The organism is Nocardia exalbida NBRC 100660 (genome assembly GCF_000308575.1).
GTDB classification, from domain to species: domain Bacteria; phylum Actinomycetota; class Actinomycetes; order Mycobacteriales; family Mycobacteriaceae; genus Nocardia; species Nocardia exalbida.
Window position 1 is genome coordinate 1 of record NZ_BAFZ01000084.1, and the last position, 21,095, is coordinate 21,095.

At 66.1% G+C, this 21,095-nt stretch carries 20 protein-coding genes; 7 read left to right on the top strand and 13 right to left on the bottom strand.

Annotated elements, in window-relative coordinates:
• The 8 genes from ON29_RS20250 to ON29_RS20290 form a co-directional block, all read right to left on the bottom strand.
• On the bottom strand, positions 1-886 hold an 886-nt coding region (locus ON29_RS20250), incomplete at its 3' end, for a thiamine pyrophosphate-binding protein (RefSeq protein WP_245549036.1).
• Positions 877-1,773, bottom strand: a complete 897-nt coding sequence (iolB, locus tag ON29_RS20255) for a 5-deoxy-glucuronate isomerase (RefSeq protein WP_040868471.1) — start codon at positions 1,771-1,773, stop codon at positions 877-879. The genes ON29_RS20250 and iolB, both read right to left, overlap by 10 nt.
• A gap of 244 nt (positions 1,774-2,017) precedes the next feature.
• Positions 2,018-2,911, bottom strand: a complete 894-nt coding sequence (locus tag ON29_RS20265) for a Cgl0159 family (beta/alpha)8-fold protein (protein WP_040868474.1) — start codon at positions 2,909-2,911, stop codon at positions 2,018-2,020.
• Between the two features lie 205 nt (positions 2,912-3,116).
• Positions 3,117-4,067, bottom strand: coding sequence for a 5-dehydro-2-deoxygluconokinase (gene iolC / locus ON29_RS20270; RefSeq protein ID WP_217999232.1), 951 nt, complete (start codon positions 4,065-4,067; stop codon positions 3,117-3,119).
• Entirely contained in the window at positions 4,064-4,846 is a 783-nt protein-coding gene (locus ON29_RS20275) for an ATP-binding cassette domain-containing protein (protein ID WP_040868476.1), read from the bottom strand. The genes iolC and ON29_RS20275 overlap by 4 nt, the downstream gene beginning before the upstream one ends.
• Positions 4,843-5,889 carry an ABC transporter permease gene (locus ON29_RS20280; protein ID WP_040868507.1) on the bottom strand — a complete coding sequence of 349 codons (1,047 nt, stop codon included), beginning with the start codon at positions 5,887-5,889 and terminating at the stop codon, positions 4,843-4,845. Before ON29_RS20280 ends, ON29_RS20275 begins: the two co-directional genes overlap by 4 nt.
• 10 nt (positions 5,890-5,899) lie before the next feature.
• On the bottom strand, positions 5,900-6,901 hold the full coding sequence (locus tag ON29_RS20285; RefSeq protein WP_051175408.1) for a sugar ABC transporter substrate-binding protein: 1,002 nt from the start codon (positions 6,899-6,901) through the stop codon (positions 5,900-5,902).
• Positions 6,902-6,910: 9 nt separating this feature from the next.
• Positions 6,911-7,807 carry a TIM barrel protein gene (locus ON29_RS20290; protein ID WP_040868477.1) on the bottom strand — a complete coding sequence of 299 codons (897 nt, stop codon included), beginning with the start codon at positions 7,805-7,807 and terminating at the stop codon, positions 6,911-6,913.
• Between the two features lie 247 nt (positions 7,808-8,054).
• On the opposite strand from ON29_RS20290, the gene ON29_RS20295 reads away from it, so the two are divergent.
• Positions 8,055-9,059 (top strand): LacI family DNA-binding transcriptional regulator, encoded by a 1,005-nt coding sequence (locus ON29_RS20295; RefSeq protein WP_040868479.1) that lies wholly within the window; start codon positions 8,055-8,057, stop codon positions 9,057-9,059.
• 39 nt (positions 9,060-9,098) lie between these two features.
• The gene (locus ON29_RS20300; protein ID WP_040868481.1) at positions 9,099-10,118 is read left to right on the top strand and encodes a Gfo/Idh/MocA family protein; all 1,020 of its coding nucleotides are present in this window, start codon (positions 9,099-9,101) and stop codon (positions 10,116-10,118) included.
• Between the two features lie 74 nt (positions 10,119-10,192).
• Here ON29_RS20300 and ON29_RS35980 read toward each other — a convergent pair whose 3' ends face one another.
• The gene (locus ON29_RS35980; protein WP_157172839.1) at positions 10,193-12,187 is read right to left on the bottom strand and encodes a hypothetical protein; all 1,995 of its coding nucleotides are present in this window, start codon (positions 12,185-12,187) and stop codon (positions 10,193-10,195) included.
• Between the two features lie 624 nt (positions 12,188-12,811).
• Positions 12,812-14,230 carry an NsdA family TPR-like regulatory protein gene (locus tag ON29_RS20310; RefSeq protein ID WP_505777367.1) on the bottom strand — a complete coding sequence of 473 codons (1,419 nt, stop codon included), beginning with the start codon at positions 14,228-14,230 and terminating at the stop codon, positions 12,812-12,814.
• A 772-nt stretch (positions 14,231-15,002) separates the two neighbouring features.
• On the opposite strand from ON29_RS20310, the gene ON29_RS34915 reads away from it, so the two are divergent.
• From ON29_RS34915 to ON29_RS20330, 4 genes are all read left to right on the top strand, one after another.
• On the top strand, positions 15,003-15,338 hold the full coding sequence (locus ON29_RS34915) for a hypothetical protein (RefSeq protein ID WP_083863875.1): 336 nt from the start codon (positions 15,003-15,005) through the stop codon (positions 15,336-15,338).
• Positions 15,335-15,547 carry a hypothetical protein gene (locus ON29_RS20320; RefSeq protein WP_040868487.1) on the top strand — a complete coding sequence of 71 codons (213 nt, stop codon included), beginning with the start codon at positions 15,335-15,337 and terminating at the stop codon, positions 15,545-15,547. Before ON29_RS34915 ends, ON29_RS20320 begins: the two co-directional genes overlap by 4 nt.
• A gap of 97 nt (positions 15,548-15,644) precedes the next feature.
• Positions 15,645-16,532, top strand: coding sequence for an HNH endonuclease (locus ON29_RS34920; RefSeq protein ID WP_083863878.1), 888 nt, complete (start codon positions 15,645-15,647; stop codon positions 16,530-16,532).
• Between the two features lie 131 nt (positions 16,533-16,663).
• Complete coding sequence (locus ON29_RS20330) at positions 16,664-17,278, top strand: GNAT family N-acetyltransferase (protein WP_051175407.1); 615 nt, start codon at positions 16,664-16,666, stop codon at positions 17,276-17,278.
• Positions 17,279-17,447: 169 nt separating this feature from the next.
• On the opposite strand, the gene ON29_RS20335 is transcribed toward ON29_RS20330, so the two are convergent.
• A complete protein-coding gene (locus ON29_RS20335) occupies positions 17,448-17,798 on the bottom strand; it encodes a DUF6463 family protein (RefSeq protein ID WP_245549037.1) in 351 nt (116 codons plus the stop codon).
• Positions 17,799-17,828: 30 nt separating this feature from the next.
• Here ON29_RS20335 and ON29_RS20340 point away from each other — a divergent pair, with 30 nt between their 5' ends.
• Positions 17,829-18,437 carry a TetR/AcrR family transcriptional regulator gene (locus tag ON29_RS20340; RefSeq protein ID WP_040868493.1) on the top strand — a complete coding sequence of 203 codons (609 nt, stop codon included), beginning with the start codon at positions 17,829-17,831 and terminating at the stop codon, positions 18,435-18,437.
• 20 nt (positions 18,438-18,457) lie between these two features.
• Here ON29_RS20340 and ON29_RS20345 read toward each other — a convergent pair whose 3' ends face one another.
• Both ON29_RS20345 and ON29_RS20350 read right to left on the bottom strand, forming a co-directional pair.
• A complete protein-coding gene (locus tag ON29_RS20345; RefSeq protein WP_051175409.1) occupies positions 18,458-19,882 on the bottom strand; it encodes a vWA domain-containing protein in 1,425 nt (474 codons plus the stop codon).
• A 317-nt stretch (positions 19,883-20,199) separates the two neighbouring features.
• Positions 20,200-21,084, bottom strand: a complete 885-nt coding sequence (locus ON29_RS20350; protein ID WP_040868495.1) for an AAA family ATPase — start codon at positions 21,082-21,084, stop codon at positions 20,200-20,202.
• Between the last annotated feature and the right edge of the window lie 11 nt (positions 21,085-21,095).

Below are 21,095 nucleotides of genomic sequence, written 5' to 3' on the forward strand. Positions count from 1 at the left end.
GGTCGGCTTCGGCCGCCATCGCGTTCGCCGACGCCGAGCCCGTGATGCCGAGCGGTCCCGCGAACAGCGGATGCTCGTGCGGTACGAGGGTGCGGCCCGCGGTGGTCTCCACGACCGGGAGGCCGTGGCGCTGGGCGAATTCGAGCACGGTGGGCCCCGCGCCCGAATAGCGGACGCCGCCACCGAGCACCAGCAGCGGACGGCGCGCAGCGCGCAGCGCGGTGACGGCGTCGGCGAGCGCTCGCCGATCGGGGCGCGGCCGCGCGAGACGGTGCACCACCGGCTCGAAGAGCGCGTCGGGGAAGTCGTAGCTCTCGGCCTGGACGTCCTGCGGGAGCGCGAGGACGACCGGACCGGCATCGGCCGGATCGGTGAGCACGCCGACCGCCTGCGGCAGGGTCGAGATCAGCTGCTCCGGGCGGGTGATGCGGTCGAAGTACCTGCTCACCGGCCGGAATGCGTCGTTCACCGTGACGGTCGGTTCGCCGAAGTGCTCGACCTGTTGCAAGACCGGGTCCGGCGCCCGCCCGGTGAAGGTGTCGCCGGGCAGTAGCAGCAACGGCAGCCGATTCGCGTGCGCTACGCCCGCCGCCGTCACCATGTTGAGCGCGCCGGGCCCGATCGATGAGGTCACGACGCCCACCTGACGCCGGTGGGCGGCCTTCGCGTAGCCGACGGCCGCGAGCGCCATCCCCTCTTCGGTGTGCCCGCGCCAGACCGGGAGTTCGGCGCGCCGCTCGTGTAGCGCGGTGCCGAGGCCGAGCACGTTGCCGTGGCCGAAGATCGCGAACACGGCGGGGAACAATGGCGCCTCGCGGCCGTCGAGCGTCTCGGAGCGCTGGGCGATCAGCCAGGCCACCAGCGCCTGCGCGGTGGTCAGTCGCATCCCGTCCGCCCTTCGTGGGAGGTGACCGGGCAGCGCGGATCGAGCGGCTCGGCGTCCCAGCGCGCCCGCACCCAGCTGTGGGCGGGGTCGTCGCAGAACGCCATCGATCGCTCCGGCGCGGGACCGGCCAATACGTTGAGGTAGTACATGGGGTAACCGGGCGCCGCGACGCACGGGCCGTGATAGCCGCGCGGGATCAGGAAGACGTCACCGTCACGAACCGCCACGTTCTCGTCGACCGTGCCGTCGGCCGTGTAGGTGCGATGCAGGCCGAATCCTTCGCGCGATGGCGTGATCCCGTCCCGTCCGGCGATGCGGAAGTAGTAGATCTCCTCGTTGACGACTTCGCAGGCACCGGCCGAGTCGTGCTTGTGCGGCGGGTAGGACGACCAGTTGCCGTCCGGGGTGATCAACTCGCAGGCGTTGAGTTTGTCCGCGTGATCCCACACGCCGGGTATCCCGAAATTGGTGACCTGGCGCGTCGCGCGTCCAGCCCCGCGGACTTCGACCGGCACCTGCTCGGCAGGGCCGTATCGCGGCTCCAGCCGTTTCGTGCAACGGGCCATCGGAAGCGCCACCTCCAGGTCGACACCCTCGGCCGCCAGCCGCACCTCGGCGTCTCGCGGGACGTAGGCGAAATCCGTGACCCGGGTGAAGACCGAATCCCGCCCGGCCAGCGTGAAGGTCGCGCCGTCCACGCGCACCGTGCACGCTCCGGCCAGCGGCAGGACGAACGCCTCGAACTCGCCCGTCCGAACGATCCGCGATTCGCCCGCGCCGATCCGCAGCACCCGCAGGCCCGCGTAGGTCCATCCGGCGTCCTCGGGGGTCAGCAGGATCGCGTCACCGTCATGGCGCAATGTTCCTTCGGGACGATGCAGGGTCATCACACCTCCTCGATACAGATTCCCCGGATACCTTCGATCCGATCGCTCCGTCGGTAGACGAATTCGACCGCCATGTGCGCGGAAGGCGACCAGCAGAGCCGCAGCGGCGACCGCGAGGTTCCCGAGGTGGCACGAACCCGCGTCGCGAACGGACAGGGTGTGTCCGGTTCCGTCGCCAAGCGAGCGGCACTTGTTGCTCGCGGCGACGCCGACGCCCAGACGTACCCGACAGGGTTGCCGCGCGTCATCGGGCTTCCTTCAACAGGCGGGCGGCGCTCTCGACCGCCCGGGCGACATCGCCGTCCGGCGGGTACAGCAGGGTGCGCCCGACGACGAGACCGCGGACCACGTCGTGGCCGAGCGCCCCGCCCCACAGCGCGCGATCCACCGCCGGGTTCCCGGACGACGCTCCGCCCAGCACGAGAACCGGCAGCGTGGTGGCGTCCAGCACCGAGATGTCCTGTGGTGCGGGGATCTTCAGCCAGGTATAGGCCGAGGTGACGCCGAGCCCCGAGGCCACCGTGATCGCCCGCGACAGCGAGACGGCGTCCTTGCTCATCACCAGCGCACCGGATTCGTCCCGGTGGTACGGCAACGGCTCGACCATCGCCATCAGCTCGTGCGCCGCCAGTTCCGAGACCGCCCGCGCGCAGGCTTGCAGGGTCGGGACGGTGCCCGCGTCGGAATCGACCAGGCGCAGCAGCATCTTGCCGCCGTCGAGCCGGAACCGCGCCAGAGAGTCCGCGTCGTATCCGGTGAAGCGGTCATCGATCTCCCACTCCGCGCCCGCCAGGCCGCCCCGGTTCATCGACCCGATCACGACCTTGTCGTCCAAGGCGTCCAGCAGCAACAGTTCCTCGACTACATCCGGCGAGCCGAGCACACCGTCGACGTCCGGGTCGGCCAGCGCGATCAGCAGCCGTTCCAGCAACGCGCGACGATCCGCCATGGCGGTACGGTCCTCGCCGACACCGAGCGCGCCGCGAGCGGGGTGATCGGCGGCGACCAGGAACAAGGTCTGCTTACCCGCCAGCAGGTCGGCGCGGCGCAGCCGTTTCGCGTAGGCCCGCTCGACCGCGGCGGAGTCCGTCGCCCGCGTGTGCAGCAGCTCGCGCCAGCGCTCATCGGTCAAATGCATGCGGGCGCCTCCGTTCCATACTCATGACACAGCCGCACTGGGATTCCTCCAGCCCGCGCCCGGCTCGGTCGCACCGCAACTCCTTCGGTCCGCGCACGACATCAGTCGTGCGGCGAATACTCCAGCCCGCTCCCGTGCGCCGAGGCAGCTCTCCGCGGGCCATCCCGGTTCGGTCGCCTCCCGGCTCCTCGAGATCCGCGCCGGCTCAGCCGCACAGCAGTTCCTCGATCTCCGCGCCGGTGGGCATCGCGTCGGCGCAGGCGAGACGCGAAGCGACCAGCGCGCCCGCCGCGTTGGCGTAGGTGGCGACGCGCCGTGGGTCCCAGTCCGAGAGCAGGCCGTGGATCAGCGCGCCACCGAAACCGTCACCCGCGCCGAGCCCGCACACCACCTCCACGCGGCACGGCGGCACCGTCCAGCGTTCCTGGGCGGTGGCCACCAGCACGCCGTCACCGCCCTGCTTGATCACCGCGAGGCGCACCCCCCGCGCGAGCAGCCGATCCGCCGCCGTCTCCGGGTCGGCGGTGCCCACCGCCACCTCGACCTCGGTACGGTTGCCGACCACCACGTTCACGTGGTCGACCATCCACCCGATTTCGGCCCGCGCGGTGTCCACGTCGGGCCAGAACATCTGCCGGTAATCCAGATCCAGCACCGTGTGCCCACGTCGTGCGCGGCGCAGCAGAATCTCCCGCTGGGTACTGCGGCCGGGTTCCGCGCTCACTCCGGTGCCCGTGACCCACAGCAGCGGCACGGCACCCACCACATCCCAGGGCACTTCGTCCGGGGTGAGGGTGAGGTCCGGCGCGATCGGCGCACGGTAGAACAACAGCGGCGGATCCGACGGTGGCGTCAGCTCGCAGAAGACAACGGGCGTCTGGAGGTCCGGCGCGGTCGTCACATAGCGGGATGAGACGCCGAAGTCCTCCAGCGCCGTGCGCACGAAGTCGCCGAAGCCGTCGGGGCCCACCTTGGTCAGCACCGCGGAACGACGGCCGAGCCGGGCGGCGGCCACGGCGACGTTGGTGGCGGTGCCGCCGAGGAACTTGGCGAAACTGCGCACCTGCGCCAGGGCGACGCCGCTCTGTTCGGGATACAGATCCACCCCGACGCGACCGATCGTCAACGCCTCCAGCTCGCATGCCCGCTTGTTCACGGCGTCACCACACGCTGCAATTCGTGCTGCAATGCCTCCAGTTCCGCTCCGCCTGCCATCTGGCGGGTCAGCTCCGGCAGGTCGATCTCCGATTTCTCGTACGCGCCGAGCATCGCGCCCCGCTTCAGCAGCAGGAATCGGTCGCCCACCGGATAGGCATGGTGCGGGTTGTGCGTGATGAGTACGACGCCGAGCCCGCGTTCACGCGCCTGCACGACGTACTTCAGCACCACCCCGGCCTGTTTGACGCCCAGCGCCGCGGTCGGCTCGTCGAGAATCAGCACTTTCGCGCCGTAGTGCACCGCTCGCGCGATAGCGACGCACTGCCGCTGGCCGCCCGACAGCGTGCCGACCGGCTGTTCCATATCCCGGATCTCGATACCCATGTCGGCCAACGCCGTCCGCGCGATCTCACAGCCCTTCTTGCGGTCCAGCAGCCGGAAGGGACCGTATCCGAAGGTGGGCTCGGACCCGAGCACGAAGTTGCGCCACACGCTCATCAGCGGAACCACCGCGAGATCCTGGTAGACCGTGGCGATGCCGCGATCCAGCGCCGCCCGCGGCGAGGCGAACCGGACCGCTTCGCCCTCCACACGCAGTTCGCCGCGGTCGTGCTGGTGCACCCCGGCCAGGATCTTGATCAGCGTCGATTTGCCCGCGCCGTTGTCGCCGAGCACGCAGGTCACCTCGCCCGCGTTCACCACCGTGGACACCTCACGCAGGGCGACCACGCCGCCGTAGCTCTTGCCGAGGTTCACCGCCTCGATGAGGGAAGTCATCGGCGCACCCTTTCGGCTCGTTTCTGGAATCTATTGTTGACCAGCACCGCCGCCAGCAGCAGCACACCGAGGAACAGCATGAACCAGTCGCTGTCCCAGCGCGCGAACACGATGCCCTGGCGCGCCATGCCGAAGATCAGCGCACCGATGGCGGCGCCGACCGCCGAGCCGAAGCCGCCGGTGAGCAGGCACCCGCCGACCACGGCGGCGATGATGTAGTGCAATTCGAGCCCGATGCCCTGGTTGGCCTGCACGCTGGCGAACCGCAGGATGTTGCAGGAACCCACCACCCAGCCCGCGAACGCGGTGCCCATGAACAGCAGGATCTTGGTGCGGTCGGCGGGCACACCGACCGCGCGGGCGCTCGGCAGCGCACCGCCGACGGCGAAGATCCAGTTGCCGAACCTCGTGCGAACCAGGATCGTCGCGGCGATGGCGGTGAGCACGATCCACCAGACCACCGAAGCCTGGATGCGCGCTTCGCCGATGTCGAGGGTCGAGGCGAAGACCCACCCCGCCGATTGGTAGCCGCCCGCGCTCCGCACGCCCGACACCTGCACCGTGTCGGTCACCAGGCGCGTCACGCCCAGGTTCAACCCTTGCAGGGCGAGGAAGGTGCCCAGCGTGACGATGAAACTCGGCAGGCCCGTGCGCATCACCACCCAGCCGTTGAACGCGCCGACGGCCAGCGCGAAGACCAGAGATGCCAGCAGCGCGAGCCAGACGTTCCATCCGGCGTGCACCGCCAGCAACGCGGTGACCAGCGCCGTGGAGGCCGTCATCACGCCTGCCGACAGATCGAACTCGCCACCGATCATCAGCATCGCCACGGCCACCGCCATGATGCCCAGCGTGGAGGCGTCGTCGAGCCAGGTCGCGACGCCGAGCGGGCTCAGGAACCGGTCGGTGACCAGCGAGAAGAACACGAACACCAGCAACGCGCCGAGCGCAGCGCCGATCTCCGGCCGCACGGCCAGACGTTGCAGCGGCGAGAGGCCCGGACGGTCCTGCGTCGAGTCGGATGCTCGTGTGGCAACGGTCATTTCATCCACCTCAGCGCGTGCCCTGCGCGACGAGCGCGGCGACGGCGTCCACATTGTTCTTGTCGACGAAACCGGGTCCGGTCTGCACCGGCGCGCCGCCTCCGACGGTGTTCAGGTTCGTCCGGTACAGCTTCAGCAACACGATCGGAAGATAACCCTGCTCGTACTGTTGCTGATCCACCGCGAACAGCAGCTTTCCCGCCCTGATCGCCTCCACCACATCGGCATTCAGGTCGAAGGTCGCGACGGTGGCGGGCGACCCGGCCTCCCGGACGGCGTCGACAGCGCGTGCGGCGACCTGGGAATTGAGCGTCAGAACCGCGTCGATGGACCGGTCGGCCTCCAGCGCGCCTTTGATCCTCGATTGCGCGTCGGTCGGATTGTTGATGTCCACCTGAAGCGTGGTCGCGGTGCCGAACGCCTTCGTCGCGCCGGCGCAACGCTCGTTCGCGCCGATATTGCCCGCCTCGTGGATGACGCACAGCATCTTCCCGCGCCCGGCCTCCGCGAGCCGTCTGCCCGCGGCCTGCCCGGCCAGCGATTCACTCTGCCCCACATGGACGAACGCGCCGAACCGCGCGCTCTGCGACTCCCCCGAATTGATCGTGACCACCGGAATACCCGCGGCGACAGCCTTTTCGACCGAGCGCCGAAGCGCCTCGGGATTCGCCATGGACACGACGATGCCGTCGACGCCTTGCGCCACGGCGTTGTCGATCAGCTTCGCCTGCTCACCGGGATCACCGGAGGCGTTGTACTCCACACGGATCCCCAAATCCTTACCCGCGGCCTCCGCACCGTTCTTGACGACGTTCCAGAACGCGTCACCGGGGCTGCCGTGAGTCACCACCGCTACCGATCGCACCGTGCCGACCTCGGTCGGCGCCTGTGACGGAGCGGGCGCGTCGACGCCGGGGCCGCTGCATGCCGCCAGGAGAGCGGCGGTGGCGATCCACGGCAGCAGACGGGTCCGGTGCCGCGCGGTCGCGCCGCGTCGTGCTCGCAGAAGCATCCGCATCGCCTAGATTCCGGCCGCGGCGAGCGCGATGTCGCTGAGGAACCGGAGGCTGCGCGCGGTGTCGCCGCTCGGTTTCTCCGCCGAGTCGGACGGTCGCAGCGTGGCGTCCTGCTCCAGGACGTACCAGCCCCGATACCCGGCGCCGCGCATGGTGTGCACGAGTGCCGCGATGTCGACGTCCCCCTCGCCCAGCGGGACGTACAGCCCACGGCGCACCGCCTCGCTGTACTCGAGCTTCCCGGCACGGACCTGATCGGCCAGCGAGCCTCGGACGTCTTTGAGATGAACGTGCCCGATCCGCTCGGCGTACCGCCGGGCGAGCCGAACCGGGTCGGTGCCGCCGACGAGCAGATGCCCGGTGTCCAAGCAGATGTCGAGATCGGAATCGGCGAGGAACCGCTCGACCTCGGCCTCGCCCTCCACATGCGTGCCGACATGCGGATGCAGCACCGCGCGCAGGCCGTACGCGGCGGCGATAGCGCGGATCTCGGCAGCGGTATCGATCACGGCGCGCCAGTGCGAGTCGTCGAGTGGCGGGCACTCGTCGTATCCGCCGAGTCCGGTCGCGGCGGCGAGCACGAGCACTTCCGCGCCCGTGGCGGACAGCAGCGCGGCGGTCTCCTCCGCCCGAGCGAGGGCGGCGTGCCGGTCACGATGCAACACGACGGCGAGGAAGCCGCCGACCGCGGTGATGTCGAAGGCCGCGAGCAGTCGTCGCAGTTCGCTCGGGTCGCGCGGCAAATAGCCGGGTGGCCCGAGTTCGGTGGCGGACAGGCCGAGCGCGGCCATCTCCGACAGAACGGTGCGTGCGCCGAGCACGTGACCCCAACCGGGGACCTCACAGACTCCCCAGGAGATCGGCGCGGCCGCGAGGCGCAGCGGGTGGAGGGATTCGGGCATCGGCACTTCTCCGACCTTCGATATCGAGTTGACGCCGCCGTAGTTGGAGCGCTCCAACTATGTAACGTGGGTCATAGCGTGTCAAGGGCCTGCGGCGTGCCGGCCCAAGCGGCTCTACCAGCGATTATTCGGTCTTTCATGGAGACTGCGGTGCGCCGAAGTCGGATTGGAGCGCTCTATTGATCCCTTCTGGCGCACCGCGTATCGTCCGTCCCGGCAGGGCTGGTGAACGCGGAACGGAGGCGCCGTGGCACGACCGACCATGGAAGACGTCGCCGCGCGCGCGGGCGTCTCCCGCGCCCTCGTCTCGCTGGTCATGCGCGACTCCCCGAAGGTCAGCGAGCACCGCCGCCGCGCCGTGCTGGACGCGGCCGAAGACCTCGGCTACCAACCGCACATCCTGGCCCGCTCGCTGGCCAGCCGGACCTCCAACATCGTCGGTGTCCTCGTCTCCGACCTGCGCAACGCCTTCTTCGCCGACGTCGTCGAAGGCATGGACGCCGCCGCGCAGGAGTCCGGCCTCGAACTGATCCTCAATACCGGCCGGCGCAGCGCCGCACGCGAACACAGCGCGTTGGAGAGCTTGCTCTCGTTCCGGCCGGGAGGGGTCATCCTGCTGTCTCCCATCCTGCCCGCCGCCGCCATCCGCGCGGCGGCGCAACAGGCTCCGCTGGTGCTGGTGTCGCGCACCTCCACCGTCGCAGGCATCGACACGGTCAACGACGACGGCGAGGCGGGCGCCACCCTCGCCGTCGATCATCTGGTCTCGCTCGGGCACCGGCGCATCGTCCACCTCGACGGCGGCGGCGCGTTCACCTCCGCGCCGCGACGCAAGGGCTACCGGGCCGCCATGCGACGCCACGGCCTGGAACCGATGGTCGTGCCGAGCGAGCACACCGATTCCGCGGGCATGGCCGCGGTGCGCAAACTGCTGAACCTCTTCTCCCGCGACGCCTTTCCCACCGCACTGGTGTGCGGCAACGACTTCAACGCCGTCGGGGCGATGTCCGCGCTCGAGGAAGCGGGATTGCGAGTGCCGGAGGACGTCTCGGTGATCGGCTACGACAACACCTCGCTGGCCGCCCTGCGTCACGTCGCGCTGACCACCATCGATCAACCGCGTATTCGAATGGGCAGCCTCGCGATCGAGGCCATCGCCGAACGACTTCGCGACGGCCGCACGCGACCGGTCCGCCGCCGGTTGGAACCCACGCTCGTCGTCCGCTCGACCACGACCGCACCGGGGCGCTGAGCCGCACCGCCCGTCGCGATCACCTACGAAGGAGAGCCGATGTCCTCCCACCGAGCCGTCACCCTCGGCCTCGCCGGAACCGGCCGCATCGGCACCGCACACGCCGAAATCCTGAGCAAACTCCCGAACGTGGCCACCGTCCTGGTCGCCGACGCCGACCCCGCCCGCGCCACCGCCACCGCCACCGACCTCGGCGTCGAATTCGCCCCCGACCTCGACACCCTCTTCGCCGCCGACCTCGACGGCCTGATCATCGCCACCACCACCGCCTCCCACCCCGACCTCATCATCCGCGCCGTCGACGCGCGCATCCCCGTCTTCTGCGAAAAGCCCGTCGCCGCCGACATCACCGGCACCCTCGCCGTCATCGACCGCACCCGCCACTCCCGCGTCCCCGTCCAGATCGGCTTCCAACGCCGCTTCGACGCCGGCTACCGCGCGGCCCGCGAAGCGATCCGCTCCGGCAGCCTCGGCCGGCTGCACACCGTGCGCGCGACGACCCTCGACCCGGCTCCCCCGCCCGCCGAATACATCGCCCGCTCCGGCGGCATCTTCCGCGACTGCGGAGTGCATGATTTCGACATCATCCGGTGGGTCACCGGGCGCGAGATCACCTCCGTCTACGCGACCGGGGCGAACCGGGGCGCGTCGTTCTTCGCCGAAGCGGGCGACGTCGACACCGCGGCGGTGCTGCTACGCCTGGACGATGGAACCCTCGCGACCGTGTCGCTGACCCGCTACAACGGGGCGGGGTACGACGTGCGGTTGGAGGCGTTGGGCTCTAAAGGGACCGCGGTCGCCGGACTGGACGACCGCGCGCCCCTGACTTCCGTCGAGCCCGACCACAGCCCCTCTCCCTATCCGCCCTACGCGGGATTCATGGAGCGGTTCCGTGCGGCGTATGCCGATGAACTGGCGGCGTTCGTCGAGGTCGCCACGGGAGAGCTCGACAGTCCCTGCACGCCGGACGAAGCGCTGGAGGCGTTCTATGTCGCCGAGGCGTGCGAGCTTTCGCGGCGGGAGGGTCGACCGGTCGAGGTCGCCGAGGTCAGACGCTGACCTGAAGTAGGCCAGTTTCAGCGTGCTGCGACATCAAGGTGTCCTGGACGGCTCCCGCGAGGGTCGGGTTTCCTTTACCGTCGCGCCTTCGCCGGGGTTTTCACCGCCTTTCTGCCGCTACCGAAGCGCGACCCGGCTGTTACTCGTATCCTTTGCTCCACGTTGACCAGCCCGAGAGCGGCCGCCGTCAACGCCTCGGGACTGATCCACTTTTCAAGATCTTCATCCTTGATGCGTATCGGGTTGCCGTCTTCATCCTCTGCAAGTTCTTGCCCTTTAAGCTTGTACGCGTGCATCAGCTTTGAGACCAGCTCATCTTCATATACCTGCTTCACTAGGGCGATCATTTCCTGCTGATCCGCTTTCGGATACTCTTCGACCCAAAACTTGAATTCATTCCGAAAAAGCGGAAATGCCAGATTTATACTGATGGTGCCGAAGGAAGCACCGCCTTCCGAAAGCTTCTCGTCGAACCTCGCCGCATGCACTACATCGTCATCACGAAATGTTTCCCACTTCACATCCGGAAGACCGTCACTCTTTCGCCGCATTGAGCCTGCGAATTCACCGGATTCGTCGGGGTTCAAAATTATCTTGTCGCCCGTACCGCCAGAATCCTTCGCGTTGTTACGAGGCTTCAGTAAAATCGACTTCTCTGCGCGCGGACTTCCAGAACCAACCCGAGGCGTTCCAGTTGTTGATGAGGCCGGATTGCCGGATTCGCGACCAGAATCGTTCTTGACGAGAAGCGGTGGACGAAATCGGGTTGCCAGGCGTTCCATTGTGCGCTTGAGCCGCTCCCGCCGATCCTGATCGTTGCTGTCGGTTTCCCCTGAACGACTCTGCTCTATTGCTTTCTTGATCGGTCCCGGCAACTGCTGGTAGAAGTTGTCCTGCCAGTCCTCCCACGGCAGACTGGTGCTGCCCTTGCCGATCAACATGCCCCGGGAGGCCTGCGGCATAACTCCCCATCGTGTCGGTTCGGACTCCTTGTACGCGGGCGGAACGATGAAGATCCATAAACGCATTCGAATTGCGTCGGGTATCCCGAACTGACGATATTGCTGCAGACGATCTTTTCGGTCATATGCTTCGTTTTCATACTGAACCACTATGAGCGGCTTGGTCGGGCCCTTCTCTTGACTCAGCGCATCTTCATCCTCGTCCGTCAGATACCACTCGATCTTCGTCCCATGTTTCACCATCACGGCGCCGTGCTGGTGCTTGGGTGAGATGACCGCCTTGATGCCATTGACACGCCGCGGATGGATGGCGTACCTCGTACCGTCGGGCGCAACAAGGACTTTGTCCTTGGTCTCCCGCCTGGCGGTCTCCGCAGGCTTCGGCTCAAGTGTTGCAACACGAACAGATACATCACCGGGAATCTCGACAAACCTCGTGTTCAAGTAGTTCACAATTCCACGCTTCACTTCATCCTCGCCCCGCTTGTAATCGCCGCTCACCGTGTCTCGCGCGGGACCGTCGCCAAGAAATAGAAAAACGGTCCCATGGCCCGCTTGTTTGATTTCGTCGAAATGAAATTTTCGAAGATCGATTCCGAGCGCTGGATTGAAAGAAGGGGGTATGCAGTCGTTGATATCATCCGGCGGACCCGCCTGGTCCGAGCCTCGATAATATATATCGAAATCCTTCAATTGCCACCTGTCGTGACGTTCATCGAAGTGGATCCAAATCATCCGACCTTCAGGTGTTTCCTCGGTCCACGAAAGTACGATGATTCCGTATGGGTTCCACTCGTAACAGGACGCTTTGAACCCTTGACCGAAGTTCTCGGTCAAGGAGATTGTCCTTCCTCCGCCGCCGAATGAGGACAGAAATAATTGAAGATTCTCCTCGTTCATTCCTACGCCGTTGTCGGCTACGTAACGTCGGGCGACTCCATGCTCCGTGAACGACTCCTCGTCAACACCGAAATAGACCCAAGTTGCTTTAGCTTGAATCGAATTGACGAGCGCTTCTCGCGCCCATTGATATGGGCCGCCAGCGACATATGCCTGGCGAATCAAATGGTGCACGTTCTCATCGGGAACAGTCACGATCTTGCCCATAAAAGCTTCGCTTTCCCCTTGCTTCAAGGAGGCCGGCACTAGCGCACTGCGCAGCGCTAGCTCGTAGCGGCGAGCTTACTCGCGCCATCTCCACAGATGACGCGATTACTGAAGATCACCATAAATTACTCACCCAACAAAGGCGACCAGTCAGTTTTCGAATCCTCGCGACACGGAGGGGCCGACATAAGCGAACCCCACCCCGAGAGATGTTCCGTTCCAACTCTCGGCGCAGCGCATACAGAGAAACCAGCACATTCCGGCATCAGGTGGACTACTCGATGAGCTTGCGCCGTTCCTCGCTGCACACCTGACCGGCGAGGCCTGAGTCAGCGGTAGTCAACGGCCTAGCCATCTCCTCCAAAACCGACGAGTCGCGAAACGTCCCGTCTTGACCGATTACGCGCCAACCTCGGGCCTCGTGGGCCGCTCGGGCAGGGCTGCCCCCCGTACCAACAGGTAGGCCACCTGGGGCGGACCTATCTTTCAACCGTTCCCGTAATCGTGCTGGGCTGGACCACAGGTTGTCTTACCGCTCGCGGTGCGAGCCGAGATTCACGGCTTCGAGTTCATCTGCTCGTGCCTCGATGGCTTCGTTGCGGGCAAGTTCGAACGAACGCTTGATCATGACCCGAGAGCCTTGCCTTGACGAAAGGCGTCGTCCCTCAGTAGCTCGTGAAGCTCTCGGACACTCGCGATGCGCCGCTGGTCTTCCGGCACGGCCGCGAGAACCTGCTCGCCCAAGCCCATGACGTACCGCGTCCGGTGTTCGACAGGCAATCTATCCAACATGGTCGTCGCGTACGCGGTGCCCTCGCTCGGATCACCGGCCGAGACCAGGCACAGTGCGCGCTGCAACTCGATCTGGATCGGCCCGCGCCGATTGTTGGGCGGATACAGACCGAGCGCCGCCGACTGCGCCTCTTCCGCCCGGCGAGTATCACCGAGATGGGAGTACACGAAGCTTTCGGCGAACCTGACTCGCGCTTCGGAGTATGCCCAGCAATGCCAGCTGTGGTCTTTCGTCATACCGGACGGCAATGCCGCGAAAGTGTCGCGCAGTGCGACCAATGATGCTTTGGCTTCCTCAGCACGGCCGAGCAACGCGAGCGACTGCGCGCGCGCCGCGAGCAAACTCGGTCGTCCGTGTAGGGGGCCGTGTGCAATCAGTTCGTCGGACTTGCTGATCTCATCGATGATGATTTCCGGCTGCTGGCCGTCGTAAATCGCTCGGATAGCTCCGCGCCCCCGCACATACATCATCGCGTGCATGTCCCCTGAGCAGTCTGCGGCATAGTTGGCCGTGCGCCACCACCGCCTCGCTTCGCGCCGCAGTCCAAGATCCCCAACAGCCTGAGCTAAGTACTCGCTGAGCAGCGCCCCGATCCGATACAGCTGTCGGCGGTGTGCGAGGTCGGAAGACCTGCCCAACGCAACCTCGAGACTCATGACATCCACCAGCAGTGCCGCGCGCAACTCGCTGGCGGTGTGCGTTCCGGTAGCAACTCCATACTCACGGACGATTTCGTTCCAGTCGTCGAGATCGACCGAGAGATCCTCTGACACAGCCAGATTGAATCCATGCCGCACGGATTCCAACCCGAGCGCCATCTCGATACCGGCGGAAGAAACACCGAGCAGGAAGGTTCGTCGGAGCACGTCGTCAACCTCTCTCCCCGCGCTCGGCGGGGACATCGGTGAATCATCCGCCTCCATGCTATCGCTAACGGATCCGCGCTCGGCAGGACGAAAACCGAGTTCGGCGTCAGTCGCGACACCGAGCACAGCCCTCAACCCGGCGCGGTAGTCCGCGTTGGGCCAGCGAAAGATTCCGCGCTCCAACTTTCCGATGTAGTTGCCGGACAGTTGAACAACCCGACCGGTCCGGCAAAAAACCCAAGAGTTCACCGCATCGGCAAGTTCCGCTCGCGACAACGGATGCCCGGTCAGTTCGGACCTGGTCCGCGCTCTGGCCGCACTGAGCTGGTGATTCGGTTCAGACAAGCCCCGTCCCCCTCGTTCGGTAACCCGCAGACAAATCATTGCATTCGCCAGGGGTGTCCATGTCTGAACCGACCCGCTGTCCCGCAGTTCTCCCCTTGTCCTCCCTCGAACGGGCGTTCCCGCAGCACCCCACCGAGACGGAATCTATCCACAGCACTCGGCGCCGCAATGACACGAAGCCACGTCCGGCTCTCCGGGTGCCTGTCCTAGAGCGACTGGAGCAGGAAGGCAGAAGAATGCAGTCGGTTCACAGATCTGCGGCAAGCAGGACCCACGAAGAACCACGCGCGCGCGGCGTATCCGCAGACACCCTGATGTCGAGATGCCGGTTCTATCGGGAGGTCTGCGGCCTGCCCGCGCGCATACAACCGCAACTCCACCAACTTTTCATCCCCTCGGGCAGCGTCGGCGGAATCACCGTCCCCGCCGCACTCGGGGCCGCCGTCAGAGGACACATGCAGGGGCGTGGCGTTCACCCTGGCCCGATCGTCTCGCATCCCCGGTCGAAGCGATGGACGTTGCTCGTCGTGCCGGACGTGCCCGACAACGACATCGCCCTGTTCGGAGAACTGTTTCGCCTCAACGCATCCGTCGCGCGCCTCGGCGCACAGATCGCACTTCCGTCGCCCGCTGACCGACACGGATTTCGGGTGTGGGTGCAACCACCCCGGGACAGCTACCGGCCGTCAGGGCTGGCCGTCATCGAATCCGTCCGCGCGTGTGCCCGGCCCCGTCCGCGCCGGGTGTGACACGGCCGATGCCACCACAGAACTCGACGGCGTTGTCATCAGGTTCGCCCCCGGCTCGAATCGTGAGAAGCGATTGCGCGAGGGCCGTACATCCTGATCCGCAGGTCGAAGTCGTCGTCGTCCGTGATCCGGACGGACCCGTCGATATCCATGTGTTCATCGACGGGGTGAAAACCCCCGTCATCGAATTCACGATCGACGCGGGCGCGGGGTGGTGCTGGGCGGATTGGAAGCGCTGTCGAGACCGAAACCTTTCGGCCGCTTCTCCGTCGGCAAGACAAACCATGCTTGCCGCCTATACCGATCCTCCGGGCGGAGGGTACGTCGGAGGACGCGGCGAAGTGCAATGGCTCGATGAGGTCTCGACAGCATCGACAACTGATGAGGATCAACGATGACGTGGGATCGGTTGACGATCGGCAGTTGGGTCAGCACGAGTGAAGGCTGCCCTGTCAGGCTCGTCAGAGGCGAGGACGGTGAATCTGTCACCTTCGTGTTCGGCACGTCCGGCAACGAATTCGAGCTCACGATCGACCGCTCGACCTTGACCGCCATGCTTCAGCTCGGCTCCAGAGCGTTGGGTGAGGCGATGTCCGCTCAGACGTGACTCGAAGAGCGCACTCGCACGCGCGGCGCGGATTACGACAGCGCACTACTGCGCGGAAGCGTCGACACCGATCCGACGTCCGTGCCACACTCCACTTGTGGAGAGCGGGGCAGAGTTGGAACTGCGCCAGATGATCTTCGATCATCTCGCGCAGCGTGTCGCTGAACAAGGCACACTGACACGTGCAGAACTGACAGCTCTCCCGGTGAACGGGGGGACTCGACGTCTTATCGACCTGAACCGCGGCATCTGGAACCCGCGCGACTTGCAAGCAACACTGTCCATCGTTTCGAAGCCTGACAGTCCGTACTCGGATGGGGAAGTCGGCGAGTCACTCTTCGCGTACTCGTACCGTGAAGGGAGTACAAACGGCGACAATACGAAGCTGCGCCGAGCATGTGAGCTGGAACTTCCGATCATCTTGCTGCGGTGGATCCGCCCTGGCGTCTACGTCCCCGTATTCCCGGTGTACGTGGTCGCAGACGACACCGAAGGCCGCAGGTTTATCTTGGCGCTCGACGAAAGCCTCCGGTTCGTAACGGATCCGCTCAAACTGAAGCCAATCGAGCGCAAGTACGCCCAGCGCGCCATACGACAGCGGCTGCATCAGCCCGAGTTTCGTGGCAGGATACTGCTCGCCTACGATCGTAGATGCGCTGTGTGCGACCTGAGGCAACCACAGCTTCTCGATGCAGCGCACATACTCGCGGATAACCACGAAGAAGGCGTCCCCGAGGTCGATAACGGCCTGTGCCTTTGCAAGATCCACCATGCCGCGTACGACATGCGGCTTCTCGGCATATCGCCCAACTACGAAGTTGTGATTGGGGCGAAGATGATGCAGGACCCCAATGACGGTCCCATGCTCCGACATGGTTTCCGCGAGATGAACGGTCGCCAACTGTCTTTGCCGCACCGACGCAGCGACCGGCCATCAAGAGATCGGCTCGCTGAACGTTTCGCCGAATTCAAGGCCGCTAGCTGAACTCAGCCGATTTGGACAGTGTCCTCTACTCGAACGCTGCGGCTACTCGAACCCGTACGGGTAGCGACGGAAGGCCAGTCCGGGAAGTTCTCGATGCGATTCGATGAACTGGAGGGAAGGACGATCACCGTATGAGCTCAGAGCATTCCGCGTTACCAGTGGATGGCATCGGCTTTCAGCACTACACCGCCGCACAGGCTCGCGAACTGCGCGACGAAGTCGAGCTGATCTTCCGAGACTCCTACGTCGATGCGATCGAGTCGGGTGACGAGTTCGAGTCGCCCGAGGCGTTTATGCACCGGTTCGACGCCTACACCGACCCCGCCCGTGCCGGCGCGTTCGAGTTGGTGATCGCTCGTCTCGACGGCGAACTCTGTGGGCAGGCGTGGGGTTGGCCGCTCACCGCCGAGACCGCGTGGTGGGACGGGCTGCGGCTCGACGAAGGCGACCACGCGGCGTTCACCGCCGAGAACGGTTCGCGCACATTCGCCTTCAGCGAGATCATGGTGCGCAAGCAATTCACCGGGAAGGGTATCGCGCGGGCCCTGCACGACGAATTGCTCGCGGGACGGCCCGAGCAGCGCGCGACGCTGCTGGTCCGCCCGGATAATCAGCGGGCGTATGACAACTATCGCCGGTGGGGGTGGTACAGCGTCGGCACTTTGCGACCGAGCTGGCCGGAGGCACCGCGATTCGATGTTCTGATGCGTGGTCTCGAGCGAACTCGGAGGGACGCAGCCGACTGATCGCCGACAAGGAGTGCGCCGTCTGACCGCATGGTCGCGGGTGGCCGCGAAGACATGTCGAAGGAATTCGCGAATTACTGTGCGAAGTCTCGGCGGCTCTACCTAGGCCGTGGTCGGGCTCGCGGCGGCGGATACGGAGTCGGCTCGCCTCCGGTGCGCGGGACCGAACTTACCCTGCCGGAACCGCGGCGATGCGGCGATGGCGTATCCATCCGCGGAGGCCGATCGCCAGCGGCACCAGAACGGTGAGAAACCCGGACAGCGGCTCGAATGCGATGCCGAACGCGGTGAGCACGGCGATCGCGGCGAGGATCGGCGCTGGAACGTGGCCGCGCGATCGCTCCGTCTCGATCACGGCGATACCGAAGCAGACGGCGGCGACTCCGAACGCGGTGAACCAGAAGGCGAGTTCGGTTTGCTCTCGGCCGGTCGCCCAGATGACGACGCCGAGTGCGGTATGCGCCGATCCGATGAACGCGAGCAGACTGCCCGTCACCGGGAACGGAGTTTTTGAATCCATATTCCTAAACATTGCCCTAAGCTCTCCCCCATGGCAAGACCCCGGCGATTCACCGATGACCAGATCCTGGATGCCGCGCGCGACTTGCTCGCCGATCCGGCGACGACCAGGCCGACCATCGCCGCGATCAGCGCTGCCTCCGGCGTCCACACCGGATCGATCTACGTGCGCTTCGCCTCTCGCGAAGAGTTGCTCGCACGACTGTGGCTGCGCTCGATCCAGCGCTTCCACACCGGATTCGTCGCCGCGCTGTCGGGAGCCGACCCGCTGCTCGCCGCCGCGATGCACCTGCCGCGATACTGCCGCGCACATCCCACCGAAGCTCGTGCGATGAAGATGTTCCGGCGTGAGGAACTGCTCGAGGTGGGCTCTGCCGAGTTGCGCGCCGACATCGCCACGGTCAACGACCGCATGAACGACGCGCTACGCGCCGCCGTCGCGACGGAGTTCGGCGAAGCCGACGAGCATCGCATGGCGATCGCGGTGGCTGCCGTCAAGGCTATTCCCTACGGGCTCGTTCGCGAGTACATCGCGGGCGCGGCGCCCATTCCGGACTGGGTCGATGACGTCATCGCCACCGCGACGGCCGCCGTAGTCCACAAGTTGCGCCCGGCGGGCAGTGAGCGGGCATCCCGATAAGGCACCATCCGGCGGCCGAGTCACGCCGGCAGCAGCCGCGCGATGACCTCGGCCAGCTGCTTCACGTTCCGGCACTCGTGCATCGTCACACAGTCCGCATACACGTGGGCGGCGGAATCCCCCGTCGACCAGGACCGCGAGGGTTCCGGATTCAGCCAGTAGGTGTGTTTCGCGCGGTCGACAATGGTTTGCACCGCAGCGAGATTCGGGTCCGTGCGGTTGGTTCGCCCGTCCCCCAGGATGAGTACGGATGTGCGCGGCCCGAGAGCGTCGGCGTAGTTGTCGAGGAATCCTTGGAACGCTTCGCCGTAGTTGGAGCTGCCGAAGCGGGCGACTTTGGTGGAGCGGATGATTCGGGCGGCGGTGCCGGGGGTCGGTGGTTCGCCGGGGGTGAAGAAGTGGGTGATCTCGTCGCAGGTGTCGATGAAGCCGAAGCTGCGGACCCTGCTGAACTGGTCTTGCAGGGCCTGGATCAGCTGCAACGTGAATTCGGCGAAGCCGGTGACCGAGCCGGAGATGTCGGCGAGGACGACCAGGTCGGGGCGGCCGTGTTTGCGGGCGCGCAGGACCGGGTCGATGGGGACGCCGCCGGTGGACATCGAGCGGCGCAGGGTGCGGCGCAGATCGATTCGGCCGCGCACGGCTTTGCGGCGGCGGACGGCCAGGCGGGTGGCGAGTTTGCGGGCCAAAGGGTGGACGAGGCGGCGCATTTCGGCGAGGTCTTGTTCGCGGGCGCCGAGGAAATCGATCTGGTCGGTGCTGGATTCGACGCCGCGGCGGGCGATGTACTCGGTGCCGCGCAGTTGCGCCGAGCGCAGCCGGGCCTCGGTTTGGACGGCGGTGCGGAATGCGGCGAGGCGGCGGTTGGCTTCGATGGTGTGAACGGTGGCGTCGAGTTGGGAGGAGCCGTTCATGCCCGCGACGATGCGATCGATGAGTTCTTCCGGGCGTAGGGCTTTCATGGTCAGGTAGGAGGACCAGCCAGCGCCGGACGCGGTGGTGACCGGCGCGGAGGGCTGCCCGGTTCCCGCGCCGCCGTAGGCGCCGAGTTCGGTCAGCGCTCGGCGGGCCAGCTCGGTGAGCGACTCCGAATCGTCCTGTGCCAGTGCGGTGACGAGGCGATCACGCAGGGATTCGACGGATTCGGGCGTCGACGGATCAACGGGCTGCGGCTGGCGAGCGGTCAAGAAATAGAGGTCGAAGAGTTGATCGAACACGGCGCGTTGGCCATTGCGCCGCAGCAGGCAGGCGGCCATGCCGGAGCGCAGGCGATTGCGATCGTCGAGCCCGAGGGCGACCATGGCCTCAGCCGCATCAATGGTCTCGCTCGGCCCCGCGTTGATGCCGTGATCGCGAAGCAGGCCGACGAATTCGACGAGCCGATCCGTCAGCGGTTCGGAAGATCGACGGGCCGTCTCACCGGCGCGCCCTTCAACGATGCTCATGTCCGACTCCGGCAGTCCTGCCTCGCAGCCGGCACGATGACCGGCCCGGATGGGAGTCGAACGGTGGCTGCCAGAGACGTTGTCTGCGAAGGTGCGCAGGCCTAACGGTGCCTGCTGATGGATGCTTCGCGACGCCGAGGCGATCGGTGGGCGCATGCCGGGCCAGCCCGGCAGGAAGCACACCGTCACCGGGCGATCTCCGTTCGAGGCTCGAACACCCGGCACCGATTCCTACCGCAACGTGTGCGAAGACGCCCGGCACACGAGATACGACGTCGACCGGCGCAGAAACGACGTGACAGAGCCCGAACTTCATCTCACCGCCCTCCTCGGTCCGCATCCATATCGAGTCCGAGCCGCTCGATCGCAAGGCGATGGTCGGACTGGTACTTCAAGAGCACGCCGAGCGTCGAACGGACAACGTTCCCACTCAGGTTGCGCGCACCGAGGGCGACCAGCGTCTTCGCCCAATCGACGGTCTCGGAGATCGACGGAGCCTTGCGCAACGAAAGCTGCCGCAGTGCGCCGACCACGCGGACCACCGGCTCCCCCAGCGCCTCGTCCAGCTCCGGAACCTTCATCCGCACGATCGCCCGCTCCAGTTCCGCCGTCGGGTAATCGATGTGCAGGTAGAGGCAGCGGCGCTTGAGCGCCTCGGACAGCTCACGGTGGGCGTTGGACGTCACGATCACGAACGGTTTGCGCACCGCGGTGACGGTGCCGAGTTCGGGGATGCTGACCTGGTAGTCGCCGAGCACCTCCAGCAGCAGCCCTTCCAGCTCGACGTCGGCCTTGTCGAGTTCGTCGATGAGCAGCACCGTGGGACGCGGGTTGCGGATGGCGGCCAGCAACGGGCGGGCGAGGAGGAACTCTTCGGTGAAGACGTGGTCGCGGGTGCTGTCCCAGCCTTCGTCGTCCGTGGCGGTGATGCGGAGCAGTTGCTTGGCGTGATTCCACTCGTAGAGGGCGCGGGCCTCGTCGATGCCCTCGTAGCACTGCAAGCGCACCAGGTCGGAGGTGGTCGCGGTGGCGACGGCCTTGGCCAGCTCGGTCTTGCCGACGCCCGCCGGCCCCTCGACCAGCAGGGGCTTGCCGAGCTGGCCCGCGAGGAACACGGCGGTGGCGATATCGAGGGACGGGAGGTACCCGGCCTCGGTGAGGCGCAAGGTCACCTCGTCCACCGACGCGAAGAACTTACTCATCGGTAACTAGT

Excerpts from the sequence above, each read along its gene's own strand:
- iolB (WP_040868471.1), bottom strand. The coding sequence starts at position 1,773 with ATGACCCTGCATCGTCCCGAAGGAACATTGCGCCATGACGGTGACGCG.
- ON29_RS20265 (WP_040868474.1), bottom strand. The coding sequence starts at position 2,911 with ATGCATTTGACCGATGAGCGCTGGCGCGAGCTGCTGCACACGCGGGCG.
- ON29_RS20275 (WP_040868476.1), bottom strand. The coding sequence starts at position 4,846 with ATGACTTCCCTCATCGAGGCGGTGAACCTCGGCAAGAGCTACGGCGGC.
- ON29_RS20280 (WP_040868507.1), bottom strand. The coding sequence starts at position 5,889 with ATGACCGTTGCCACACGAGCATCCGACTCGACGCAGGACCGTCCGGGC.
- ON29_RS20285 (WP_051175408.1), bottom strand. The coding sequence starts at position 6,901 with ATGCTTCTGCGAGCACGACGCGGCGCGACCGCGCGGCACCGGACCCGT.
- ON29_RS20290 (WP_040868477.1), bottom strand. The coding sequence starts at position 7,807 with ATGCCCGAATCCCTCCACCCGCTGCGCCTCGCGGCCGCGCCGATCTCC.
- ON29_RS20300 (WP_040868481.1), top strand. The coding sequence starts at position 9,099 with ATGTCCTCCCACCGAGCCGTCACCCTCGGCCTCGCCGGAACCGGCCGC.
- ON29_RS35980 (WP_157172839.1), bottom strand. The coding sequence starts at position 12,187 with ATGGGCAAGATCGTGACTGTTCCCGATGAGAACGTGCACCATTTGATT.
- ON29_RS20310 (WP_505777367.1), bottom strand. The coding sequence starts at position 14,230 with ATGATTTGTCTGCGGGTTACCGAACGAGGGGGACGGGGCTTGTCTGAA.
- ON29_RS20320 (WP_040868487.1), top strand. The coding sequence starts at position 15,335 with ATGACGTGGGATCGGTTGACGATCGGCAGTTGGGTCAGCACGAGTGAA.
- ON29_RS20330 (WP_051175407.1), top strand. The coding sequence starts at position 16,664 with ATGAGCTCAGAGCATTCCGCGTTACCAGTGGATGGCATCGGCTTTCAG.
- ON29_RS20335 (WP_245549037.1), bottom strand. The coding sequence starts at position 17,798 with ATGGATTCAAAAACTCCGTTCCCGGTGACGGGCAGTCTGCTCGCGTTC.
- ON29_RS20340 (WP_040868493.1), top strand. The coding sequence starts at position 17,829 with ATGGCAAGACCCCGGCGATTCACCGATGACCAGATCCTGGATGCCGCG.
- ON29_RS20345 (WP_051175409.1), bottom strand. The coding sequence starts at position 19,882 with ATGAGCATCGTTGAAGGGCGCGCCGGTGAGACGGCCCGTCGATCTTCC.
- ON29_RS20350 (WP_040868495.1), bottom strand. The coding sequence starts at position 21,084 with ATGAGTAAGTTCTTCGCGTCGGTGGACGAGGTGACCTTGCGCCTCACC.